Source organism: Ralstonia mojiangensis (genome assembly GCF_023955645.1).
Taxonomy (GTDB): Bacteria; Pseudomonadota; Gammaproteobacteria; order Burkholderiales; family Burkholderiaceae; genus Ralstonia; species Ralstonia mojiangensis.
Genome location: NZ_JAMXHU010000002.1, coordinates 819,847 through 838,943, shown reverse-complemented (window position 1 = coordinate 838,943; position 19,097 = coordinate 819,847). Strand labels below are relative to the sequence as shown.

General features: G+C 62.7%; 20 protein-coding genes. 5 read left to right on the top strand and 15 right to left on the bottom strand.

The features are described from left to right. Positions 1 to 30: 30 nt before the first annotated feature. A complete protein-coding gene (locus NG898_RS10705) occupies positions 31 to 408 on the top strand; it encodes a cupin domain-containing protein (RefSeq protein WP_252692279.1) in 378 nt (125 codons plus the stop codon). Here NG898_RS10705 and NG898_RS10700 read toward each other — a convergent pair. Together NG898_RS10700 and NG898_RS10695 are read right to left on the bottom strand one after the other, a co-directional pair. Continuing rightward, positions 398 to 1,156 carry a sulfite exporter TauE/SafE family protein gene (locus NG898_RS10700; RefSeq protein WP_252692278.1) on the bottom strand — a complete coding sequence of 253 codons (759 nt, stop codon included), beginning with the start codon at positions 1,154 to 1,156 and terminating at the stop codon, positions 398 to 400. The two genes, NG898_RS10705 and NG898_RS10700, sit on opposite strands and share 11 nt — an antisense overlap. Before the next feature lie 23 nt (positions 1,157 to 1,179). Further along, entirely contained in the window at positions 1,180 to 1,617 is a 438-nt protein-coding gene (locus NG898_RS10695) for a hypothetical protein (protein WP_252692277.1), read from the bottom strand. 121 nt (positions 1,618 to 1,738) lie between these two features. Here NG898_RS10695 and NG898_RS10690 point away from each other — a divergent pair, with 121 nt between their 5' ends. Then, entirely contained in the window at positions 1,739 to 1,963 is a 225-nt protein-coding gene (locus tag NG898_RS10690; protein WP_252692276.1) for a hypothetical protein, read from the top strand. 246 nt (positions 1,964 to 2,209) lie between these two features. Here NG898_RS10690 and NG898_RS10685 read toward each other — a convergent pair whose 3' ends face one another. The 6 genes from NG898_RS10685 to NG898_RS10660 all read right to left on the bottom strand — a co-directional run bounded on the left by NG898_RS10685 (position 2,210) and on the right by NG898_RS10660 (position 8,948). Further along, the gene (locus NG898_RS10685) at positions 2,210 to 3,196 is read right to left on the bottom strand and encodes a branched-chain amino acid ABC transporter permease (protein WP_092976335.1); all 987 of its coding nucleotides are present in this window, start codon (positions 3,194 to 3,196) and stop codon (positions 2,210 to 2,212) included. Positions 3,197 to 3,210: 14 nt separating this feature from the next. Continuing rightward, positions 3,211 to 4,095 carry a branched-chain amino acid ABC transporter permease gene (locus NG898_RS10680; protein WP_252692275.1) on the bottom strand — a complete coding sequence of 295 codons (885 nt, stop codon included), beginning with the start codon at positions 4,093 to 4,095 and terminating at the stop codon, positions 3,211 to 3,213. 83 nt (positions 4,096 to 4,178) lie between these two features. Beyond that, complete coding sequence (locus NG898_RS10675) at positions 4,179 to 5,387, bottom strand: ABC transporter substrate-binding protein (RefSeq protein WP_252692274.1); 1,209 nt, start codon at positions 5,385 to 5,387, stop codon at positions 4,179 to 4,181. 75 nt (positions 5,388 to 5,462) lie between these two features. Further along, positions 5,463 to 6,203 carry an ABC transporter ATP-binding protein gene (locus tag NG898_RS10670; protein ID WP_252692273.1) on the bottom strand — a complete coding sequence of 247 codons (741 nt, stop codon included), beginning with the start codon at positions 6,201 to 6,203 and terminating at the stop codon, positions 5,463 to 5,465. A gap of 94 nt (positions 6,204 to 6,297) precedes the next feature. Next, positions 6,298 to 7,068, bottom strand: coding sequence for an ABC transporter ATP-binding protein (locus NG898_RS10665; RefSeq protein ID WP_252692272.1), 771 nt, complete (start codon positions 7,066 to 7,068; stop codon positions 6,298 to 6,300). Between the two features lie 245 nt (positions 7,069 to 7,313). Next, positions 7,314 to 8,948 (bottom strand): GMC family oxidoreductase, encoded by a 1,635-nt coding sequence (locus NG898_RS10660; protein ID WP_027678825.1) that lies wholly within the window; start codon positions 8,946 to 8,948, stop codon positions 7,314 to 7,316. A 569-nt stretch (positions 8,949 to 9,517) separates the two neighbouring features. Between NG898_RS10660 and NG898_RS10655 the strand changes: the two genes are divergently transcribed. Both NG898_RS10655 and NG898_RS10650 read left to right on the top strand, forming a co-directional pair. Then, positions 9,518 to 10,111, top strand: a complete 594-nt coding sequence (locus tag NG898_RS10655; protein WP_252692271.1) for a hypothetical protein — start codon at positions 9,518 to 9,520, stop codon at positions 10,109 to 10,111. Further along, entirely contained in the window at positions 10,102 to 11,625 is a 1,524-nt protein-coding gene (locus tag NG898_RS10650; RefSeq protein WP_252692270.1) for a hypothetical protein, read from the top strand. The genes NG898_RS10655 and NG898_RS10650 overlap by 10 nt, the downstream gene beginning before the upstream one ends. 46 nt (positions 11,626 to 11,671) lie before the next feature. On the opposite strand, the gene NG898_RS10645 is transcribed toward NG898_RS10650, so the two are convergent. From NG898_RS10645 to NG898_RS10635, 3 genes are all read right to left on the bottom strand, one after another. Next, positions 11,672 to 12,541: an alpha/beta hydrolase gene (locus tag NG898_RS10645; RefSeq protein WP_252692269.1), complete on the bottom strand. Its 870-nt coding sequence runs from the start codon at positions 12,539 to 12,541 to the stop codon at positions 11,672 to 11,674. 75 nt (positions 12,542 to 12,616) lie between these two features. After that, a complete protein-coding gene (gene cueR, locus NG898_RS10640; RefSeq protein WP_252692268.1) occupies positions 12,617 to 13,078 on the bottom strand; it encodes a Cu(I)-responsive transcriptional regulator in 462 nt (153 codons plus the stop codon). After that, positions 13,075 to 15,297, bottom strand: coding sequence for a heavy metal translocating P-type ATPase (locus NG898_RS10635; protein WP_252692267.1), 2,223 nt, complete (start codon positions 15,295 to 15,297; stop codon positions 13,075 to 13,077). The genes cueR and NG898_RS10635 overlap by 4 nt, the downstream gene beginning before the upstream one ends. Before the next feature lie 147 nt (positions 15,298 to 15,444). On the opposite strand from NG898_RS10635, the gene NG898_RS10630 reads away from it, so the two are divergent. Next, positions 15,445 to 15,657, top strand: coding sequence for a heavy-metal-associated domain-containing protein (locus NG898_RS10630; RefSeq protein ID WP_252692266.1), 213 nt, complete (start codon positions 15,445 to 15,447; stop codon positions 15,655 to 15,657). Between the two features lie 65 nt (positions 15,658 to 15,722). Here NG898_RS10630 and NG898_RS10625 read toward each other — a convergent pair whose 3' ends face one another. From NG898_RS10625 to NG898_RS10610, 4 genes are all read right to left on the bottom strand, one after another. Then, positions 15,723 to 16,451: an OmpW/AlkL family protein gene (locus NG898_RS10625; protein WP_252692265.1), complete on the bottom strand. Its 729-nt coding sequence runs from the start codon at positions 16,449 to 16,451 to the stop codon at positions 15,723 to 15,725. Between the two features lie 205 nt (positions 16,452 to 16,656). After that, on the bottom strand, positions 16,657 to 17,658 hold the full coding sequence (locus NG898_RS10620) for a delta(1)-pyrroline-2-carboxylate reductase family protein (protein ID WP_252692264.1): 1,002 nt from the start codon (positions 17,656 to 17,658) through the stop codon (positions 16,657 to 16,659). Between the two features lie 34 nt (positions 17,659 to 17,692). Beyond that, positions 17,693 to 18,457: a lysoplasmalogenase gene (locus NG898_RS10615; protein WP_252692263.1), complete on the bottom strand. Its 765-nt coding sequence runs from the start codon at positions 18,455 to 18,457 to the stop codon at positions 17,693 to 17,695. Between the two features lie 92 nt (positions 18,458 to 18,549). Then, a complete protein-coding gene (locus tag NG898_RS10610) occupies positions 18,550 to 19,026 on the bottom strand; it encodes an Lrp/AsnC family transcriptional regulator (RefSeq protein WP_004628561.1) in 477 nt (158 codons plus the stop codon). Positions 19,027 to 19,097 lie beyond the last annotated feature (71 nt).

The following is a 19,097-nucleotide window of genomic DNA, read 5'->3' as shown; positions in this document are numbered from 1 at the left end:
TCAGTGCCTTCCCACACATCGGAGCGCAACATGCTCGCAGGACACGCCGTACAGGTCACGCAGGCGCTGGAACAGGTCACGGACTATTGGTCGCCGCGCGTCGTCGGCCAGGTCAACGACCAATACGTCAAGGTCGCCAAGCTCAAGGGCGAATTCGTCTGGCACGACCACCCGAATGAAGACGAGCTGTTCTTCGTCGTCTACGGCCACCTGAAAATCGCCTTCGAAGACCGCGCCGACGTGCATCTCGGCCCCGGCGAATTCTGCGTCGTGCCGCGCGGCGTGCGTCACTTTCCCGTGGCCGACGAGGAATGCGGAATCATGCTGATTGAGACTGTCACCACACAGCACACGGGTGACGTCATCACCGAGCGCAGCGTGGCGCTTGAGAAGCAGCTCAACGGATAAACGCGTCGTAAGCCGTCTTCAAAATCAACGCCAGCACCACCACGATGAACACCTTGCGCACGAAGCGGCTGCCGTGCCGCAGCGCGAGGTGGCTGCCGACCTGATTGCCGGCCACGTTGGCGACCGCCATCACCAAGCCGAGCTGCCACCACACGTGGCCCTTGGAAGCCAGCAGCAGCAAAGCCGCCACGTTGGTCGCCAGATTCACGATCTTGGTAGACGCCGACGCGTGCAGGAAGTCGTAACCGAACACGCGCACGAACACGATCATCAGAAAGCTGCCGGTGCCCGGGCCAAACACGCCGTCGTAGAAGCCGATGGCCGCGCCGGCCAGCAATGCCGCCGCGCGCTCGCGCCAGCCCTTGAGGCTCGGGGCATGATCGGCGCCCAGGTTCTTCTTAGCCACGGTGTAGACGAGCAGCGCCACCAGCACGAACGGCAGCGCGCGGCGCAGCGGCTCGGCCGGGATATGCATGAGCGCCCACGCGCCCAGCAGCGAAAAGGCAAACGCCGTGACCACTGCCGGCGCCGTCGCGCCCCAATAGATGCGCACTGTGCGGCCGTAACGCACCGCCGCCGTCGCGGTGCCCGACATCGACGCGACCTTGTTCGTGCCGATGAGCGTAGCGGGCGCGATGTTGGGATACGCCGAAAACAGCGCGGGAATCTGCACCAAGCCGCCGCCACCGGCCACGGCATCGATCAGGCCGGCCAGAAAGCCAGCCACGGCGAGCAAAGCGAATTCCATCAGGAAAAACGAAACGGGAAGGATTAGCCCAGCGACTTGGGCGACGGACGTGCGCTGCGCCGCCAGCAGCCCGATGTGTCAGGCGCAAAGCCGAGCGCTGCAGCCTCTTCAGCCGAAAGCGCCGCGGGCGGCAGCAGGACGTGGAGTATGCCATGTGCTCTGGCGTACTCATTCACGGCGGCCAAGGCGGTGTCACGGGTGGCCATGTCGCCGGAAAGCACCAACACGCCAGCTGGCAACCACGCTACCAACCCGCCCAACACCAGATGCGGCACGAGCGTGATCGGGGCCACGCCGGCCAATACCTCCTCCTTTTCGATCAGGAAGCAGGGATGCACGCTCGGATGGGCGAGCAGCGTATCAACGGCATGCGCCAGCTGCAGCGGCGAGGCGGTCGAGGCGACGGCGGCCAGCAGGCGCTGCCGGTCTTCGGGCGTGGCAAGGCGAGTGGAGAGGGTCATGGGCAGTTTTGGCGAAGGCGCCATTGTCATGCAGCGCGCGCATAGGCGTCGACACCGAATGCATTTCTCTTGTGAACGCGCGCGAACCAGAATGGATCGGTCGCCCCACGTGGAGCCCGCCATGGCCGATCCGACGCATGCTCTCACCCTGCAATTGCTGCAGTCGCTGGCGGAGCGGCCCCGGCCCTATGCCGAAGTGCTGGAAACGTGGCGGACGTCCTGTCCGCGTTTGTCGATCTGGGAAGATGCGTGCATTGACGGGCTGGTGGACTACGCGCCGGGATCGCATCTGGTGACGGTTAGCGCCCGGGGCCGGGCACTATTGGCGGCAAACGCCACCGATTGAACACACAAACTAAAAGGCCCTGCCGGGGATCGCCTGGCAGGGCCTTCATTTATTTTGCATCTCCACCGTACGTGCGGTGTGTGCTGTCGTCTCCTCGCTCCCGCCTCATTTATCTCGTGCGAAAACCGTAACGCGACTGTAAAAGATGCACCGCAATGCAGCAACTAGAGCAAACCCTTACGGTGCATGAGGCACCAAATTCAGCCGTCTGGGTGAAATTCGCCGGCATCTTCGCGCATTGTGGCGTCAACGTCGCAACCAGGGCACACGAGCTGCAATTTCGCCCATGATGCCGCGGCGGAAGGTCAGCACGCAGATCACGAAGATCGCGCCCGTGACCGTGGTGACCGATTCGCCGAGGATATTGAAGCCGTCGATGCCGGTGGCGCCCGCCAGGAAGCTGCCGATGTCGCCGAGCTTGTTTTCCAGCGCAATCACCAGCGCCGCGCCCAGCAGCGGGCCCGACAGGATACCCAGGCCGCCCACCAGCGTCATCAGGATGACCGAGCCGGACATCGACCAGTGCACGTCGGTGAGCGTCTCGAAGCCGAGGACCAGCGTCTTGAGCGAGCCGGCCAGACCTGTGAGCGCCGCCGACAGCACGAAGGCCAGCAGCTTGAAACGATCGGTGTCGTAGCCGAGGGACGTCGCGCGCGGCTCGTTCTCCTTGATGGCCTTGAGGATCTGTCCGAACGGCGAGTGGATCGTGCGCACGATCAGCAGAAACGCCAGCGCAACGATGACGAGCACCACGTAATACAGCGTCAGATCGGACGACAGATCCAGCACACCGAACAGCTTGCCGCGCGGCACGCCTTGCAGGCCATCTTCACCGCCGGTGAACGGCACCTGCAGGCAGAAGAAGTACAGCATCTGCGCCAGCGCCAGCGTGATCATCGCGAAATAGATGCCCTGGCGGCGGATGGCCAGCAGGCCGACGATCAATCCGATGAACGCGCCCGCCGCGGTGCCGGCCAGCAGCCCCAGTTCAGGCGTGACATGCAGATCGCGCATCATGTAGCCGGCGACGTAGCCCGCGCCACCAAAGAACGCCGCATGCCCGAACGACAGCAGCCCCGTGTAGCCCAGCAGCAGGTTGAATGCGGAGGCAAACAGCGCGAAGCAAAGCAGCTTGGCGACGAACACCGGATACGCACCCACCAGCGGTGCGGCGATCAGCGCGACCAGCAGCAGGCCGTACAGGACGTATTTGAGGGAAGAAGAGTTGGTCATGTTGGCCGCGCCGCTCATTTCTCTTTACCGAACAGGCCCGCCGGACGCACCAGCAGCACCAGCACCATGATCACGAACACCACGGTCGCCGACGCCTGTGGATAAAACACCTTGGTCAGCCCCTCGATCACGCCCAGGCCCAGCCCGGTGACGATCGAACCGAGAATCGACCCCATACCGCCAATCACTACCACCGCAAACACGGTGATGATCATGCTCTGCCCCATCAGCGGCGAGATCTGGATGACGGGCGCAGCCAGCACGCCGGCAAACGCCGCCAGCGCGACGCCAAAACCGTAGGTGAGCGTGACCATCAGCGGCACATTCACGCCAAAAGCTTCCACAAGCTTCGGGTTCTCGGTGCCGGCACGCAGGTAGGCGCCCAGCTTGGTCTTTTCGATCATGAACCACGTGGCGAAGCACACCGCCAGCGACGCCACCACCACCCACGCGCGATAGTTCGGCAACATCATGAAGCCGAGGTCCGTGGCACCCTGCAGCAATTCGGGCGTGTCGTACGGCAGGCCCGACACGCCATAGATGGCGCGGAACACGCCTTCGATGACAAGCGTCACGCCCAGCGTGAGCAACAGGCCATAGAGATGGTCCAGCTTGTAGATGAAGCGCAGCAGCGTGCGTTCGATCACCACGCCCAGCAGGCCGATCACCAGCGGCGAGAGCACCAGCATCGCCCAGTACGGCACGCCCAGGTACGAGAAGCCCATCCACGTGAGCACCGCGCCCAGCATGAAGAGCGCGCCGTGCGCAAAATTGATGACGTTGAGCAGCCCGAAGATGACCGCAAGGCCCAGGCTCAACATCGCATAGAAGGAACCGTTGACCAGACCCAGCAGCAATTGGCTGAGCATGGCCGGTAGCGGAACGCCGAAAATTTCCATCGCGGTCAGGAAGAGAACACCACACCAACAACGTTGATGACGCCGCCCTCCACACGGACGGCGGCGCCGGATTGCCTACGCCTTTACTTCTTCATCAGCGAGCACTTCGACTCGGCCGGCGTGGTGAAAGCCTGTTCGCCCGGGATCGTCGCCACGACCTTCAGGTAGTCCCACGGCTTCTTCGATTCGGCCGGCGTCTTCACCTGCAGCAGGTACATGTCGTGGATGCCACGGCCGTCCTGGCGGATGTAGCCCTTCGTGTAGAAGTCGTCGATCTTGGTCTTCTTGAGCTGCGCGATGACCTTGTCCGGATCATCCGTGCCGGCAGCCGCCACGGCCTTGATGTAGTTCGATACCGCCGAGTAATCCGCCGCCTGCAGGCTGCTCGGCATCTTCTTCATCTTCATGAAGTAGCGGTTGGCGAACTTGCGCGTGGCGTCGTTCATGTCCCAATACCAGCTGTCGGTCATCAGCAGGCCCTCGGCCGTCTGCAGGCCCAGGCTGTGCACGTCGTTGATGAACATCAGCAGGCCGGCGATCTTCATCGACTTGGTGATGCCGAATTCCTTGGCCGCCTTGATCGAGTTGATCGTGTCGCCACCGGCGTTGGCCAGACCCAGGATCTGCGCCTTGGACGACTGCGCCTGCAGCAGGTACGACGAGAAGTCCGACGCCGACAGCGGGTGCTTGACCGAACCCACCACCGTGCCCCCGTTGGCCTTGACCACGGCGGTCGTGTCGTTCTCCAGCGAGTGGCCGAAGGCGTAATCAGCGGTCAGGAAGAACCACGACTTGCCGCCCTGCTTGACCACCGCGCTGCCCGTGCCCTTGGCCAGCGCCACGGTGTCGTACGCATAGTGGATCGTGTACGGCGTGCACTCCTCGTTGGTCAGGCGCGCCGTGCCAGCACCGATGTCGATGAACACACGCTTCTTCTCAGAGGCCACCTTGTTCATCGCCAGGCCCGTGGCGGAGTTCGTGCCGCCCAGCAGCATGTCCAGGCCTTGCTGGTCCATCCATTCACGCGCCTTTGAAGCGGCGATGTCGGCCTTGTTCTGGTGATCGGCCGTCACCAGTTCGATCGGCTTGCCGAGCACCTTGCCGCCCGCATCCTCGATCGCCATCTTGACCGCCTCGACACCACCCTGCCCGTCGATGTCGGCATACAGACCCGAGAGATCGGTGATGTAGCCGATCTTCACCTTGTCGCCGCTCACCTGCGCATGCGCGCCGAATGCCGCCGCGCCCAGCCCTACCGCCATCAATGCACTAGCCAGCTTCTTGAGTGTCATGGTCTTGTCTCCTGTGTCGTGCGCGCCGCGGATCACGCTGGCGCATGGGTCTTGCAAGTCGATCGGGAAAACGCCTTAAACGCCGAGCAGCTCGTGCAGCACCGGCATCTTGTCCTGCAACTGCGCCGCTTCGAAGCGCTCGACGATGCGGCCGTGTTCCATCACATAAAAGCGGTCTGCCAGCGGCGCCGCAAAGCGGAAGTTCTGCTCCACCATCACAACCGTGTAGCCACGCTTCTTGAGCATCAGAATCATGCGGGCCAGCGCCTGCACGATCACCGGGGCCAGTCCTTCGGAAATTTCATCGAGCAGCAGCAGGTTGGCGCCGGTGCGCAGGATGCGCCCAACCGCCAGCATCTGCTGTTCACCGCCCGACAGGCGCGTGCCCTGGCTCTGGCGGCGCTCGGCCAGGTTCGGGAACATCTCGTAGATCTCGTCGATGCTCATGCCGGCATTGCCGGTCTTGGCCACCTGGCCCTTCAGCACCGGCGGCAGCATCAGATTCTCTTCGCACGAGAGGCTCGAGAAAATGCCGCGCTCTTCGGGGCAGTAGCCAATGCCGCAATGGGCGATCTTGTGCGTGGGCAGGTCGATCGTCTCCACGCCCTGGCCGCTCGCGTCGTGCACGACGATGGAACCCTTGCGCGAGCCCACCAACCCCATGATGGCGCGCATCGTGGTGGTGCGGCCCGCGCCATTGCGGCCGAGCAGCGTGACGACCTCGCCGCGATTCACGGTCAGGTCGACACCATGCAGGATGTGCGATTCGCCGTACCAGGCGTGCAGGTCCTTGATCTGGAGCGCGGGCGTGCTCATGCAGTGTTCTCGTGTGTTCGGGTCTAGCGTTCGCTTACGTTTGATGCGCGGCATGCAGCCGCGTCGCGTGATCGATCAGCGTCGATCAGTGGGCTCAATGGCCTTCCAGCGCCGCATCGGCGGTGCCCATATAGGCTTCCATCACCTGCGGGTTCTTCGAGACGTCTTCGTACGGGCCTTCGGCCAGGATCTGGCCGCGCTGCAGCACCGTGATCTTGTCGGCGATGGACGAGACCACGTTCATGTTGTGTTCGACCATCAGGATCGTGCGGCCCTGCGCGACGCGCTTGATCAGCTCCGTCACACGGTCCACGTCTTCGTGGCCCATGCCCTGCGTGGGCTCGTCGAGCAGCATCAGCTCGGGCTCCATCGCCAGCGTGGTGGCAATTTCCAATGCGCGCTTGCGGCCGTAGGGCAGCTCCACCGTCACGGTGTGCGCGAACTGCGTCAGGCCCACCTGTTCGAGTAGCTCCATCGCGCGTGCATTCAACTTGTTGAGCGACTGCTCGCTGCGCCAGAACGCGTACGCCGTACCGAGCTGCCGCTGCAGCCCCACGCGAACGTTTTCCATCACCGTCAGATGCGGAAACACGGCGGAGATCTGAAACGAACGGATGACGCCACGGCGTGCGATCTGCGCCGGCTTTTCCGAGGTGATATCCACGCCGTTGAACAGAATCGTGCCGCGCGTGGGCACCAGGAATTTGGTCAGCAGGTTGAAACAGGTCGTCTTGCCGGCACCGTTCGGGCCAATGAGCGCATGGATGGACCCACGCTGCACGCGCAGGTTGACGTCGGACACGGCGGTAAAGCCCTTGAAGCCCTTGGTCAGTCCGCGCGTTTCGAGAATGATGTCCTGCGCCATGATTCCCTCTTGTCTCCCGCCCTTTTTATGGTGCGGATGATTGTCAACGGCTGTTGCGTTGCAAAACATCGGGGTTTTTACCGAGACGATTACACCCCGCTTACGCCCCGGAAACCCGCACCGGTATTGGCTTTCCGCCTCAGAGGAGGGCGTTACGTAGAGTTACCTATCGGGGCAATGCGGATTGCGTATTCATATGACACGGGCGGTGTGTCACGCCCGTGTCATCGGTGCCGGAGCCGGCGTCAGGCTGGTACGGCCTCGCCGCGGGCACGGGCTTTGCGCGCGGCACGGATCATCTCGCTCGCCTTCTCCGCAATCATGATCGTCGGCGAGTTGGTATTGCCCGACGTAATCGTCGGCATGACGGACGCATCAACCACCCGCAGTCCCTCGATCCCTCGCACGCGCAGTTGGGCGTCAACCACCGCGTTTGCATCATCGGCGCGCCCCATGCGGCACGTGCCGACCGGGTGGAAGATGGTCGTGCCGATCTCGCCGGCGGCGCGGGCAAGTTCCTCGTCGGTTTGGAACGCCGCGCCGGGCAGGTACTCCTCCGGCTTGTATTGGGCCAAGGCCGGCTGCGCGACGATGCGGCGCGTGAGGCGTAGCGAATCGGCCGCCACCTTGCGGTCTTCCTCGGTGGACAAGTAGTTCGGCGCGATGGTCGGAGCCGCAAACGGATCGGCGGATGTGACATGCACCGTGCCGCGCGAGGTGGGCCGCAGATTGCACACGCTCGCGGTAAACGCATTGAACGCGTGCAGCGGATCGCCGAACTTGTCGAGCGACAGCGGCTGCACGTGGTATTCCACATCGGGCCGCGACACATGCGGATTCGATCGCGCGAACACGCCCAGCTGGGAAGGCGCCATGCTCATCGGCCCGCTCTGATTGAATGCGTATTGCATGCCGATGAGCGCCTTGCCCCACCAGTTGGACGCGCGCGTGTTGAGCGTCGGCACACCGTTCACCTTGACCACGCTGCGCAGCTGCAGGTGGTCCTGCAGGTTTTCTCCCACGCCCGGCAACGCCTGGCGCACCGGAATGCCAAGCGCCTGCAAACGCTCCGGCTGCCCGATGCCCGCCAGCTCTAGTAATTGCGGCGAGTTGATCGCGCCGGCCGACAGGATCACCTCTTCGCGCGCGGCAACCGTGTAGTCCTGCCCTGCGCCGCGATACGTCACGCCGGTGCAGCGCTTGCCGTCAAACGTCAGCGCCCGCACCTGCGCGCCGGTCACGATGGTCAGGTTCGGCCGCTGCGATGCCGGGCGCAGAAACCCCTTGGCCGTGTTCCAGCGGATGCCGCGTTTCTGGTTGACCTCGAAGTAGCCGACGCCGAAGTTGTCGCCGCGGTTGAAGTCGCTCGTGCGCGGGATGCCCGCCTGCACGGCCGCTTCGATGAAGGTCTCGAGCACCTGCCAATGCAGGCGTTGCGGCTCGACGCGCCATTCGCCGTTTGCACCGTGCCATGCATTCGCGCCGCCGTGATGGTTCTCGCTGGCCTTGAAAAGCGGCAGCACCGCATCCCACTTCCATGAATCATCACCGGTGATGGCAGCCCAGCCGTCGTAGTCTTCGCGCTGGCCGCGCATGTAGATCATCCCGTTGATCGACGAGCAACCACCCAGCACGCGGCCACGCGGATACCCGAGCGAGCGGCCGTTCAGGCCAGGTTCTTCGCGGGTGCGATAGAGCCAGTCGGTGCGCGGGTTGCCGATGCAATACAGATAACCGACGGGGATGTGGATCCAGTGGTAATCGTCCTTGCCACCCGCTTCGAGCAGCAGGACGGAAACGTCGGGGTCGCGGGTCAGCCGGTTGGCGAGGACGCAGCCTGCGGAGCCTGCGCCGATGATGATGTAGTCGTAGGTGTCCATGTCTCCGTGCTTCTTTTCCTTGGTGTTATTGGTTTTTATTTTTTGTGGTGCAACCGTCGTTTCATATCCTGCCGAGCTAACTTACTTTCTTCCAAGAACATAAGCAAAGACAGCCGCCATCTGGGCAAGCACGGCCGCACTGTTCGCCCGCCGAGGTTGCGGTTCCATTCTCACCGGCGAAAGCCATTGTGCACGGATCTGCCATTCAGCGTTCCGGTACAGCTTTGAGGCTGGGCTCCGACGGCAATGCGGAGCGCTTGAGCATCATTCGCTGGAATGCGTTTTCGGCGTCCCTATACCCTGCCGGGTAGTCACCGAGATTCCGCGGGACTTAGTACTAACCCTGCAGGCTTGGCCATCGCTGCATACAAGGGCGCCGTAAGGCCTACAGCAACGTGGAGCCGCAGCTAGGCTGCGACAACCATACCGCTCGAGATGTCAGCCGACACTAAGCAAGATTTCACACACCTGACTTGCAAACGCTTGCCTTCCTTTCTACGTTTCAAGAACGCATTCGAATAAACGTCCAGCGCGGGCGATGAGCCAAACGCCCCGCAAAAGGGGGAGACGTGAAGGCAAAAATCGTGGCTGCGGTCGCCGTGTGCTCAATTGCCGCTGCTTGGTGGTCGTTCTCATCCAAAAGTGAGGGCGAAGGTCACAACCAGGTAACCGGCGCAACAACGGGCAGCGCACCAACAACATCCGGGGCCGCTCAAGCCAACAAGAGTTCAGCGCTCAATCCCCAGATTGGCGCGGTCGAGAATCAGGCCGGCCGCCCAGGCGTGAAATCGACGGATTTCGACGCTTCCATCGCCGGCATCGACGCTAACAAAAACGGCATACGCGACGACGTCGAGCACTACATCGAGAAAACATATCCGGATCCGGCACAACGCGCAGCGATGATGCAGTACGCGAAAGCGCAGCAGAACTTCATCCTTACAGCCACCACTCCGGAGAGGGCGCAGCTCGCTGCACAAGAACTATGGCGGTCATTCGCCTGCGCTCGTAGCCAGCTTGGACGGCCATGGCTCGATGCCACCAAGGACGTTCTCGCCATGTACCTCAATACCCGCGATCGGCTGAATGCCCAAGCGAAAGCTCAGGACAATCTAGCCGGGCAAATCGTCGAATCGTATTCAGGAGACAAGCCATGCGACTAAGAGCTGTCGTTCTCACATGCTGCGTCTTTCTTGGAGCCCTGTCGTCGCCAACCGTCGCCCAAGTCGAGACAAAGTGTGAGTCGAGATATCGCATCTATTTCGGCAACGGTATCCGGAATACTCCGCAAGATTGGGAGGCTAGCAAGGAAGAGCTGGCCACAATGATTGGTGCGAGGTTCAACGGTGTCCCTGTCAGCTACGCAAATGCGATCAACCCTACTGGCGGATTTATCGATGACCTTCAGCGCGTATTCGAGCAAAAGTTAGCTGAAAACTCTGATCTCTCGTGGGAGCTGCTTGTCCGTGCATCGCTGGGGCTGATCAACGGAATTTCTCCAGAACTCGTGCGAATTGCTCTTGATCTGATCATCAAAACAGAAACCGAATCGAGCGCCGAACTGAAGAAAAAGTGGGAAGCGGAGAACAGCTACGTTGACAGCCGGGTCACAACCCACGTGGCGAGCTACACGCAGGACATCGTTGAGAACGGTAGGCGGGTCCTGCTGGTGGCCCACTCGCAAGGCAACCTCTACGGCAACGCTTCCCACCGAATTCTATATAGCAACCCTAACGTTACGCCAGGCAGTTTCGGAATCGTTGGCGTTGCATCACCCGCTAATTACGTACCGGGAGGCGGTTCGTATGTGACTTCCGATGCCGATATGGTCATCAATGCTCTTCGATCGATCATCACGGATCAAGTTTTACCAGCCAACATTTCCATCCCCCTCGACACGTCAGAGCTATCTGGGCATAACTTCATCAAGACTTATATGCACCCCGAAAAGCCTGCCAGGGAAAAAATTCAGGAGATAGCGACAGTCGCACTGAATAAGCTGGTAGAGCCTAAAGAGGCTTACGACTATAAAATAGTTTCTTACATTTCCGAAGCTACCGTCTCCGGCACAGGCTCTGAATACAGAGCCACTGGATACTGCCCAGATTTCGGCCTCACCGGTGAAGCCTCCTTGTGGCAAGTAGCACTATGCCCCAGGTATCCAAATCAAAAAAGCATCTACGATTCGCGTGGCATCGGATACGATCCCACGTTGCCAGCAGAAGCGGAAGACTTCAATCGGCTTATCCAATTAGCAACCGACCGCCTCAGGAGCGTAACTGATCAAGTGGATGACCCGGCATCTCCTGCCTACTGGTTAAGCCACGCCGAACTACCGACAGTGACGCTTAGCATCGTCGGCTGCAACCGAGGAACAAATTCCTATGATCAGAGTGGAAACATAGCGATCCCCGTCCAGACACTGACTGGGCGTAACCGTTTTAAAGAATATTCCCTGGAGTGCAATAGCGTTTGGCCCGACCCATCATTCGTTTATTTGACAAAAGTTAAACTGTCAATAATAAATCTTTTCCAGGAATTACCAAATAATAAATTCAAGTTTGAATACTCAACGGAAAAAGGAGGCGACTACAGTTTTTACGGAGGCAATATTACACAGAGATTCTCAAAATACTCCATTAAGATTTGCAGATCAGAAGGAAGTGCAGCGATTTAGGGACTAACCCGCTGTGAAAATCAATAGGGCACCTGTAAGAAACGCCTCAAATCCGCGAAGCCAGCCACTCCGTCATCTTCCCAAACACCTCACTACGCAGCGGTTCGGCTTCGTTAAAGATCTCGTGATAGCCCTTGTCGAACCACGCCAAGGTCCGCAAATCCTCCGGCGCGTTCGCATAGAAATCCCGGCTGCCGGAAGGATCGACAATCGAATCCGCGCCGCCGGCCATCAGCAGCATCGGCGCTTCCAGACGTGGCGCGTCTTGCTGCGCCTGTGTAATCGCATTGAGCATGAACTCCAGCAATGATGCGCTGATCGTGCCCTGCACCAGCGGGTCTGCTCGATAGGCCGGCGCAATGCTCGGGTCATGCGACAGCTTGGCCGGGTCCACCGGATTGGGCACCGCCAGCTTGGGCGCCAGCGCAGAAAGAACCCCCCGCACGATGCCCGCCCCTGGCGGCAACTTCACGCGCAGTGCAGGCGATGACAGCAGCACGCCACGCACGGGCCGGATGCGCGCTGTGGTGAAGCGCGCGACGATCAATCCGCCCATGCTGTGCCCCAGCACGAACGGCATCTCGTGCCATTCAGCGACGGCCGCGTCGATGATTTCTGCGAGATCGGTGAGGTAATTGTCTTGCGCGTCGAGCGCCATGCGCGGGCCGCCGCTCTTGCCGTGGCCGCGCAGGTCGAAGGCCCGTACGCGCAGGCCCAGGTCGGTGAGCACCTTGGCCACATGTGGATAGCGGCCGCTGTGTTCGGCCATGCCGTGGACGAGGATGACGGTGCCGCGAGGTTCGCCGTTGTCGGGCGTGGGCAACCAGGTGCGGACCAGCAGTTCAGTGCCGTCCTTCATGCGCTGGCGGGTTTCCAGTGCTTGATGGGCGGTGGCCTGAGCGGGGGCTTGCGTCATCGGCGTCTCCTCCTTGGGTTGCCAGATTGTGGCATAGACGCCGCCTGCCGCAATCTGCATCAGTAGAGCGCCGCGTCAGTGACAGCAGGCGTCGGCGTCGCCGCCTTCGCCACCTTCGCCGGCCACGCTCTGAAGGATCGGGCAATCGGGGCGGTCATCACCGTGGCACGCATTGGCGAGCGTCATGAGCGTGTCGCGCATGCTTTGCAGCTCGCTGATGCGCGCGTCGAGATCCGCCACATGGCGCAGGGTGACGGCCTTCACATCGGCGCTGGCGCGTTCGCGGTCGTTCCATAGCGAAAGCAGCGTGCGGATCTCTTCCAGCGAGAAGCCCAGCGAGCGCGACCTGTGGATAAAGCGCAGCACGTGCACCGCCCGCGCGTCGTACATGCGGTAGTTGCCTTCGGTGCGCGGGCTGGGCGGCAGCAGGCCGATGCTTTCGTAGTAGCGGATCATCTTGGCCGACACGCCGCTGGCCTTCGCGGCCTCGCCAATGTTGACGGGGCCTTGGGTCTCGTTGAGGTCCGTGCGAGTCATGCGTTGTCTCCGGTGGCACGCCAGCGGCGCAGCATCAGTGCATTGGTGACCACGCTCACGCTGGAAAACGCCATGGCCGCGCCGGCAAAGGTGGGGTTCAGCAAGCCGAATGCCGCCAGCGGAATGCCCACCACGTTATAGATGAAGGCCCAGAACAGGTTCTGCCGAATCTTGGCGACGGTGCGGCGCGACAGGTCCAGCGCGTCGCTCACCAGACGCGGCTCGCCGCGCATGAGGGTGATACCGGCGGCCTGCATTGCCACATCCGTGCCCGTGGCCATGGCGATGCCGACATCGGCCGCCGCCAGCGCAGGCGCATCGTTGATGCCATCGCCCACCATCGCCACCACATGGCCGCTCTGCTGCCACGCCGTCACGCGTGCGGCCTTGTCTTGCGGCAGCACTTGCGCGGCCACTTCGTCGATCCCCAGTGCCTGGGCCACGCTGCGTGCGGCGCCTGCGTTGTCGCCCGTCACGAGCGCGGTGCGCACGCCACGCGCCTGCAGGGCGGCCACGGCATCCCGGGCACCGGGCTTGAGTGCGTCGCCAAATGCAATCAGGCCGCGCAATTGCACACTGCCCTCATCACGCTGCGCAAGCCATGAGACGGTATTGCCTTGTGCTTCCAGCGCATCGGCGCGTGCTTGCAATGCACTGCGATCCAGCCCCAGTTCATCCATCCACCGCGCATTGCCGAGTTGCAGCGATGCGCCATTCACGATGCCGCGCGTACCGCGGCCAGCCAACACCTCCGGCGATTGTGCGGGCGTGATTGCACGGCACTGCTCTTTCACATATTCACGCGTGGCCTGCGCAAGCGGGTGCGTGTTCTCAGCCTGCAGCGCGGCAAGTTGGTCGAGCAGCATGTCGGCGTCAATGCCGGATGCCGCTTCCACCGCCGTCACGCGCGGCTGGCCCACGGTGAGCGTGCCCGTCTTGTCGAAGACGACGAAATCCACCTGCTGGGCGCGCTCCAGCGCCTGCGCATCGGCAATCAGAATGCCGCGCCGCGCGCCCGCACCCGTGCCGGCCATGATGGCGGACGGCGTGGCAAGACCCAACGCACACGGGCAGGCGATCACCAGCACCGCCACGGCGTTGACGATGGCCGTCTCCCACCCTGCACCGGCGATCGTCCAACCGGCCAGCGTGAGCAGCGCCGCCACCAGCACGGCCGGCACAAAGATGGCGCTCACGCGGTCGACCAGTTGTTGGATCGGCGGCTTGGCGGCCTGCGCGTCTTCCACGAGGCGGATGATGCGCGAGAGCATCGTGTCTGCGCCGATGGCCGTGGTGCGCACGAGCAGCACGCCATCGGTGGCGATGGCGCCGGCGGTCACGCGGTCGCCTTCGCGCTTGGGCACGGGCAGGCTTTCGCCGGTCAGCATGGATTCATCGACGTGGCTTGCGCCTTCCAGCACCACGGCATCCACGGGGATGCGTTCACCGGCACGCACAGACACCACATCGCCCACGCGCACCTGCGTCACCGGGGTATCGCGCAGCGTGCCATCGGCGCTGCGCACGCGAGCGGTGTCGGGGCGCAGCGCCTGCAGGGCACGGATGGCCTGTGCGGTCTGGCGCTTGGCGCGCACTTCCAGCCACTTGCCAAGCCGGACCAGCGTGATGACCACGGCGGCGCTTTCGAAGTACAGGTGCGGCTGATGGTGCATCCCGTCCGCGCCGGCGCGCCACCACAGCCACAGCGACAGCCCGTACGCCGCGGATGTGCCGAGCGCGACCAGCAAATCCATATTGCCGGCACCCGCACGCACCGCCTTCCAGCCCGCCTTGTAGAAGCGTGCGCCAATCACGAACTGCACCGGCGTCGCCAAGAGCCATTGCACCCAGGCCGGCAGCATCCAGTCACCCCCGAACCACCCGGCAATCATCGGCAATACGAGCGGAATGGCCAGTGCGGCGGCAATCCACACCGGGCCGGCACCTTCCCAGAAGTCGGGCTCGGCGGCAGCCGGGGCGGCGGTTTCGTCGGAAGCGACGCGCGCCTCATAGCCGGCGCCCGTCACAGCGGCGATCAGTGCATCGCTGGCGGCACCTCCCTGCACGCGAGCGCGCTCGGTTGCGAGATTCACGCTGGCGTCGGTCACGCCAGGCACGGCGCGCAAGGCACGTTCGACACGGCCTGCACAGGCGGCACACGTCATCCCGCTGATATCGAGATCGGTGGAGGTCACGTCGGCAAGGCTGGCGGCGGTCATGGAAGCGTCCGTTCTAAGGAAGATGGCATCAGCCTAGACCTTCCTATCTTGGTAAGGTCAAGCCCGCATTTTACGCTTGCGCTTCCAACGATAGGAAGGTTCATACTGCTCCCGTGATTTTCTCTTCCCTCTTTTCAGGAGCAAACCATGACGACGTCTTCCACGACCTTTTCCGTGAGTGGCATGAGCTGCGGCCATTGCGTGTCGGCCGTCACGCGTGCGGTGCAGCAGGTCGACGGCGGTGCCAATGTGCAGGTGAATCTGGACAAGCAGACCGTTGCTGTCACCAGTGGCGCCAGCACCGATGCGGTCAAGGCCGCCATTGAGCAAGCCGGCTACCCGGTCAAAGCCTTCGCCTGAACCCCAGGTGGCCAACAAAAAAGGCGTGCCGCTGTGGCACGCCTTTTTTGTTGTGCGGAAACCGCTTAGAAGCGGTAGCCGACGTTCAGGAAGGTCACGACCGGGTTGATCTTGATCTTCGCTTCGCTCTGGATGTGCACGCCGTTGATCAGCGTGGTGTCGATCTTGGCCGTGGTCTTCAGCGGCAGGTAGGACACCGACAAGCCAACGAACCAATCCTTGGTGATGGCGTAGGTAGCGCCCACGTTCAGCACCGGGTTCAGCGAGCTGTCGGTCGTCACACTGCTCGTGCTGCCCGGCGTGCCGCGGCCCAGGACTTGGTTCTGGAATGCGCTGTTGGTGATCTTCTCGTCGGAGAACCAGGTGTAGTTCAGGCCGGCGCCGACATACGGACGGAACTTGCTGTCCGCGCTGAAGAAGTACCACTTGGCCAGCACGGCCGGGCTCCATTGCTTGGCGGAACCGATTTCGCCATAGCCGGAGAACGAGCCCGTGCCTTCAATCTTGTGGCGCGGCGGAATGCCGCCAACCAGTTCCACGGCAATGTTGTCGGTGAAGAAGTGCGTAAAGGCGAGACCGACGGTATCGGCTTCCTTGATCTTCGCGCCTGTATTCGGCACCGATTGATTGATGGGTGCCCCGCCAACGCTGTTGATGAACAGCGGATCGCTGGAGCTGTTCGGCATCACGCGGAACCAGCCGAGGCTAACGATATTGCTGCCGGCAGCCTGTGCGTGCGCGGCGGTGGCGAGGATCATCCCGGCGGCGGCCGCCAGTGCTTTTTTATAGGCCATCTCTGTATGTGCTCCTGTGTCAGACGCATCCGAGGCAAAACGCAGTTGTTACGTTTGCGGTGCGTTCTCAGTCTCCTCCCAGGCGGAAGGGATGGCCATTATCCCGTGTGATTGCCGTGGCTAGAACCCTTTTTCTAGAGGTTTCCTGTTACAAGCTGTGCGCTAAATCGGCCTGCAGCGGGCGTCTTCGGCACAGGCTCGGTTTTTAAACAGGCTTGGACTTGGATAGCGCCAGCACGCAGGCGGCCAAGTCCCATAGGGCATTGCCGACGCTTTTGAAGACCACTGGCGACGCTGGCACGGGCTGCGCGAGCGTGTCCGGCGGTGTATCGACGCACTGTTGTAACGGCCGCACACGCGACCACGGCACGCCCGCCTGCAGCAGGTCGCCGGCTTCGGCTTCCAGGTCGACCAGGGTGTCGGCGTACAGACGATCGACCGCAGCGGCATGCACGCACAAGCGCGGCGGCAGTTCGGCCATGTCGGGCCGGAACGCGCCAACCGCCGCGATGAAGTGATGCGCGCCCCACGCATAGCCAGCAGGGTGGCTCGGATCGCCCAGATCCGGAAGTACCGGTTGCGATGACGGTGTGGCGGTGATGACCAGCGGCGTCTGCGGGAGCACCGCACGGGCGGCATCTGCCACGCCAGCCGCATCGCCACCCGCCAGCGCAGTGGCGTCCATGCCGAGCGCGCGAGCGTACCCCGCCAGCCCATCCGCGCTGGCAGCCGTGCGCGCGATGATCGTGACGCGTCGTGTACCCAACCCGAAGCGGAGGGCTTCCAGATGCGCGCGTGCCTGGGCACCGGCCCCGACCAGCAGCAAATCCCCCGCCGGCTGAGGCGCCAGCAAGCGCGCTGCCAGCAACGACACAGCCGCTGTGCGGTGTGCGGTGACGGTGGGGCCATCAAGCATGAGTTGGCGCTCGCCGGTTCGGGCGTCCATCACCACCACCTCGCCGTGAATGGCCGGCAAGCCCTGCGCAGGGTTGTGCGGATGCACGGTGATCATCTTGGTGACAGCGATGTCGGCGTTGGACGCGGGCATCAGCAGCAAACTGCCGCCATCAGCCACCGGCATCACAAGCCGCGCGGGCGCCTGGGCACGGCCCGCGCGTGCATCGCGCAATACCTGAGCGATGGCATCGGCCAGCGCGGCATAGGGCAAGCGGGCCGCCGTGGTGGCAGCATCGAGGGTCTGCAACATCGGGCTCCCGCAGAGGAGAAACGTCGGACGGACCTTATGCCGCGGCGCGGCGCGCGGGGGGCGTGCGGCGCGTAAGCAAGCCGGCGCTGATAAGGAGTTGGGCGGCGGCGTAGCTCCACCAGATCGCCAACTCGTGATCAGTAAACGGGAAGACGAACACGCTGATACCAATCATGGCATCGGAAGCCGCAAAGGCGAGTGCGCCCCAAGCCGTCAGCGGGCCAGGCAGGCGCGCCAGCAATGCCGCGCACACCATCGCCGAGAGCACCAGCATGTAGACGATCACGGGCCCTTTTAACTCGCGCAGACCCGGCCAGTACCACAGCAACATGCCGATGGCCACGCCGATCATCAAGCCGACGCCAATCATGCGGATGGCCGACGACGCCCCGCGCAGCCCCACCAGCACCCGCAGGTAGCACACGTGCGCCAGCAGGAAACAGCCCAGCCCCGCCATGAAAGAGAACGCCAGCCACGGCAACGCTAGCCATAGATCGCCGAGTGCGGAAAACACCATCGCGCCGATCAGCCAGCGCCGCTCGCGTGGAATCTCGTGCAACGATGCGGCGCGCGCCAGCAGCAACGCCATCAGCATTTTCCACAGCGGCTGCGCAACGATGCGGCCCACGAGTGGGGTGCCGGGCGGTACCTCGACGGCCACCATGGTCAGCATGCCGCCGTAAGTGACGCCTGCCACTGCAGCGGCCACCCACCACGCGCGAACCCGTGCCGGCATGCCGTAGCCGCCTGACAGATGCGCCGGCGTGTGCACCGGATGCGTGGTGTGTCCCTCAACCATTGTGGTCTCCCGCCTAGACAGGCGTTTCAAATCAGCAAAGTGATGTCGGCTTGCAGCGTGACACGCCGCGCACCCTGGCGCAAGGCGCCAATTTACCCACCAAGGTGGGATAGCGGCAACGCGCCATCTCGCTTCAAGGCCGTTAGAACGATATTGGAACGCACGTTATCCACACCCGGCACGCGCATCAACTTGCGCATGACGAATTCCGACAGCGCAGGCAGATCGGGCACCACCACACGCAGCATGTAATCGGCGTCGCCGGCCACGGAATAACACTCCTGCACGGCGTCGAGCAGGCTGATCTCTTCATGAAAGCGTTCGACGATGGCGTCGCCGTGGTGCGCCAGCTTGACGCTGGCAAACACCGTCACGCCCAAGCCCAGCCCCGTCGGCGAAAGCACCACCCGGTAGCCCTCGATCACGCCTTCCGATTCAAGCCGCGCCAAACGCCGCCCGACCTGGCTGGCCGACAGGTGAACCTGCTCCGAGAGCTGCTGATGCGTCGCACGCCCATCGCGCTGAAGGGCCGCCAGCAGGGCCAGATCGAAGGTATCGAGCGAAATCATGCACATCTCCTGCGTTGATAAGCTGAATTTTGCATGGTTTCCGCAAACAATGTGCAATGGGTGGCGGTTTT

Excerpts from the sequence above, each read along its gene's own strand:
- NG898_RS10705 (WP_252692279.1), top strand. The coding sequence starts at position 31 with ATGCTCGCAGGACACGCCGTACAGGTCACGCAGGCGCTGGAACAGGTC.
- NG898_RS10630 (WP_252692266.1), top strand. The coding sequence starts at position 15,445 with ATGACGACGTCTTCCACGACCTTTTCCGTGAGTGGCATGAGCTGCGGC.
- NG898_RS10665 (WP_252692272.1), bottom strand. The coding sequence starts at position 7,068 with ATGGCGCAGGACATCATTCTCGAAACGCGCGGACTGACCAAGGGCTTC.
- NG898_RS10615 (WP_252692263.1), bottom strand. The coding sequence starts at position 18,457 with ATGGTTGAGGGACACACCACGCATCCGGTGCACACGCCGGCGCATCTG.
- NG898_RS10635 (WP_252692267.1), bottom strand. The coding sequence starts at position 15,297 with ATGACCGCCGCCAGCCTTGCCGACGTGACCTCCACCGATCTCGATATC.
- NG898_RS10660 (WP_027678825.1), bottom strand. The coding sequence starts at position 8,948 with ATGGACACCTACGACTACATCATCATCGGCGCAGGCTCCGCAGGCTGC.
- NG898_RS10675 (WP_252692274.1), bottom strand. The coding sequence starts at position 5,387 with ATGACACTCAAGAAGCTGGCTAGTGCATTGATGGCGGTAGGGCTGGGC.
- NG898_RS10645 (WP_252692269.1), bottom strand. The coding sequence starts at position 12,541 with ATGACGCAAGCCCCCGCTCAGGCCACCGCCCATCAAGCACTGGAAACC.
- NG898_RS10620 (WP_252692264.1), bottom strand. The coding sequence starts at position 17,658 with ATGTTGCAGACCCTCGATGCTGCCACCACGGCGGCCCGCTTGCCCTAT.
- NG898_RS10625 (WP_252692265.1), bottom strand. The coding sequence starts at position 16,451 with ATGGCCTATAAAAAAGCACTGGCGGCCGCCGCCGGGATGATCCTCGCC.
- NG898_RS10680 (WP_252692275.1), bottom strand. The coding sequence starts at position 4,095 with ATGGAAATTTTCGGCGTTCCGCTACCGGCCATGCTCAGCCAATTGCTG.
- NG898_RS10670 (WP_252692273.1), bottom strand. The coding sequence starts at position 6,203 with ATGAGCACGCCCGCGCTCCAGATCAAGGACCTGCACGCCTGGTACGGC.
- NG898_RS10690 (WP_252692276.1), top strand. The coding sequence starts at position 1,739 with ATGGCCGATCCGACGCATGCTCTCACCCTGCAATTGCTGCAGTCGCTG.
- NG898_RS10610 (WP_004628561.1), bottom strand. The coding sequence starts at position 19,026 with ATGATTTCGCTCGATACCTTCGATCTGGCCCTGCTGGCGGCCCTTCAG.
- cueR (WP_252692268.1), bottom strand. The coding sequence starts at position 13,078 with ATGACTCGCACGGACCTCAACGAGACCCAAGGCCCCGTCAACATTGGC.
- NG898_RS10700 (WP_252692278.1), bottom strand. The coding sequence starts at position 1,156 with ATGGAATTCGCTTTGCTCGCCGTGGCTGGCTTTCTGGCCGGCCTGATC.
- NG898_RS10695 (WP_252692277.1), bottom strand. The coding sequence starts at position 1,617 with ATGACCCTCTCCACTCGCCTTGCCACGCCCGAAGACCGGCAGCGCCTG.
- NG898_RS10685 (WP_092976335.1), bottom strand. The coding sequence starts at position 3,196 with ATGACCAACTCTTCTTCCCTCAAATACGTCCTGTACGGCCTGCTGCTG.
- NG898_RS10650 (WP_252692270.1), top strand. The coding sequence starts at position 10,102 with ATGCGACTAAGAGCTGTCGTTCTCACATGCTGCGTCTTTCTTGGAGCC.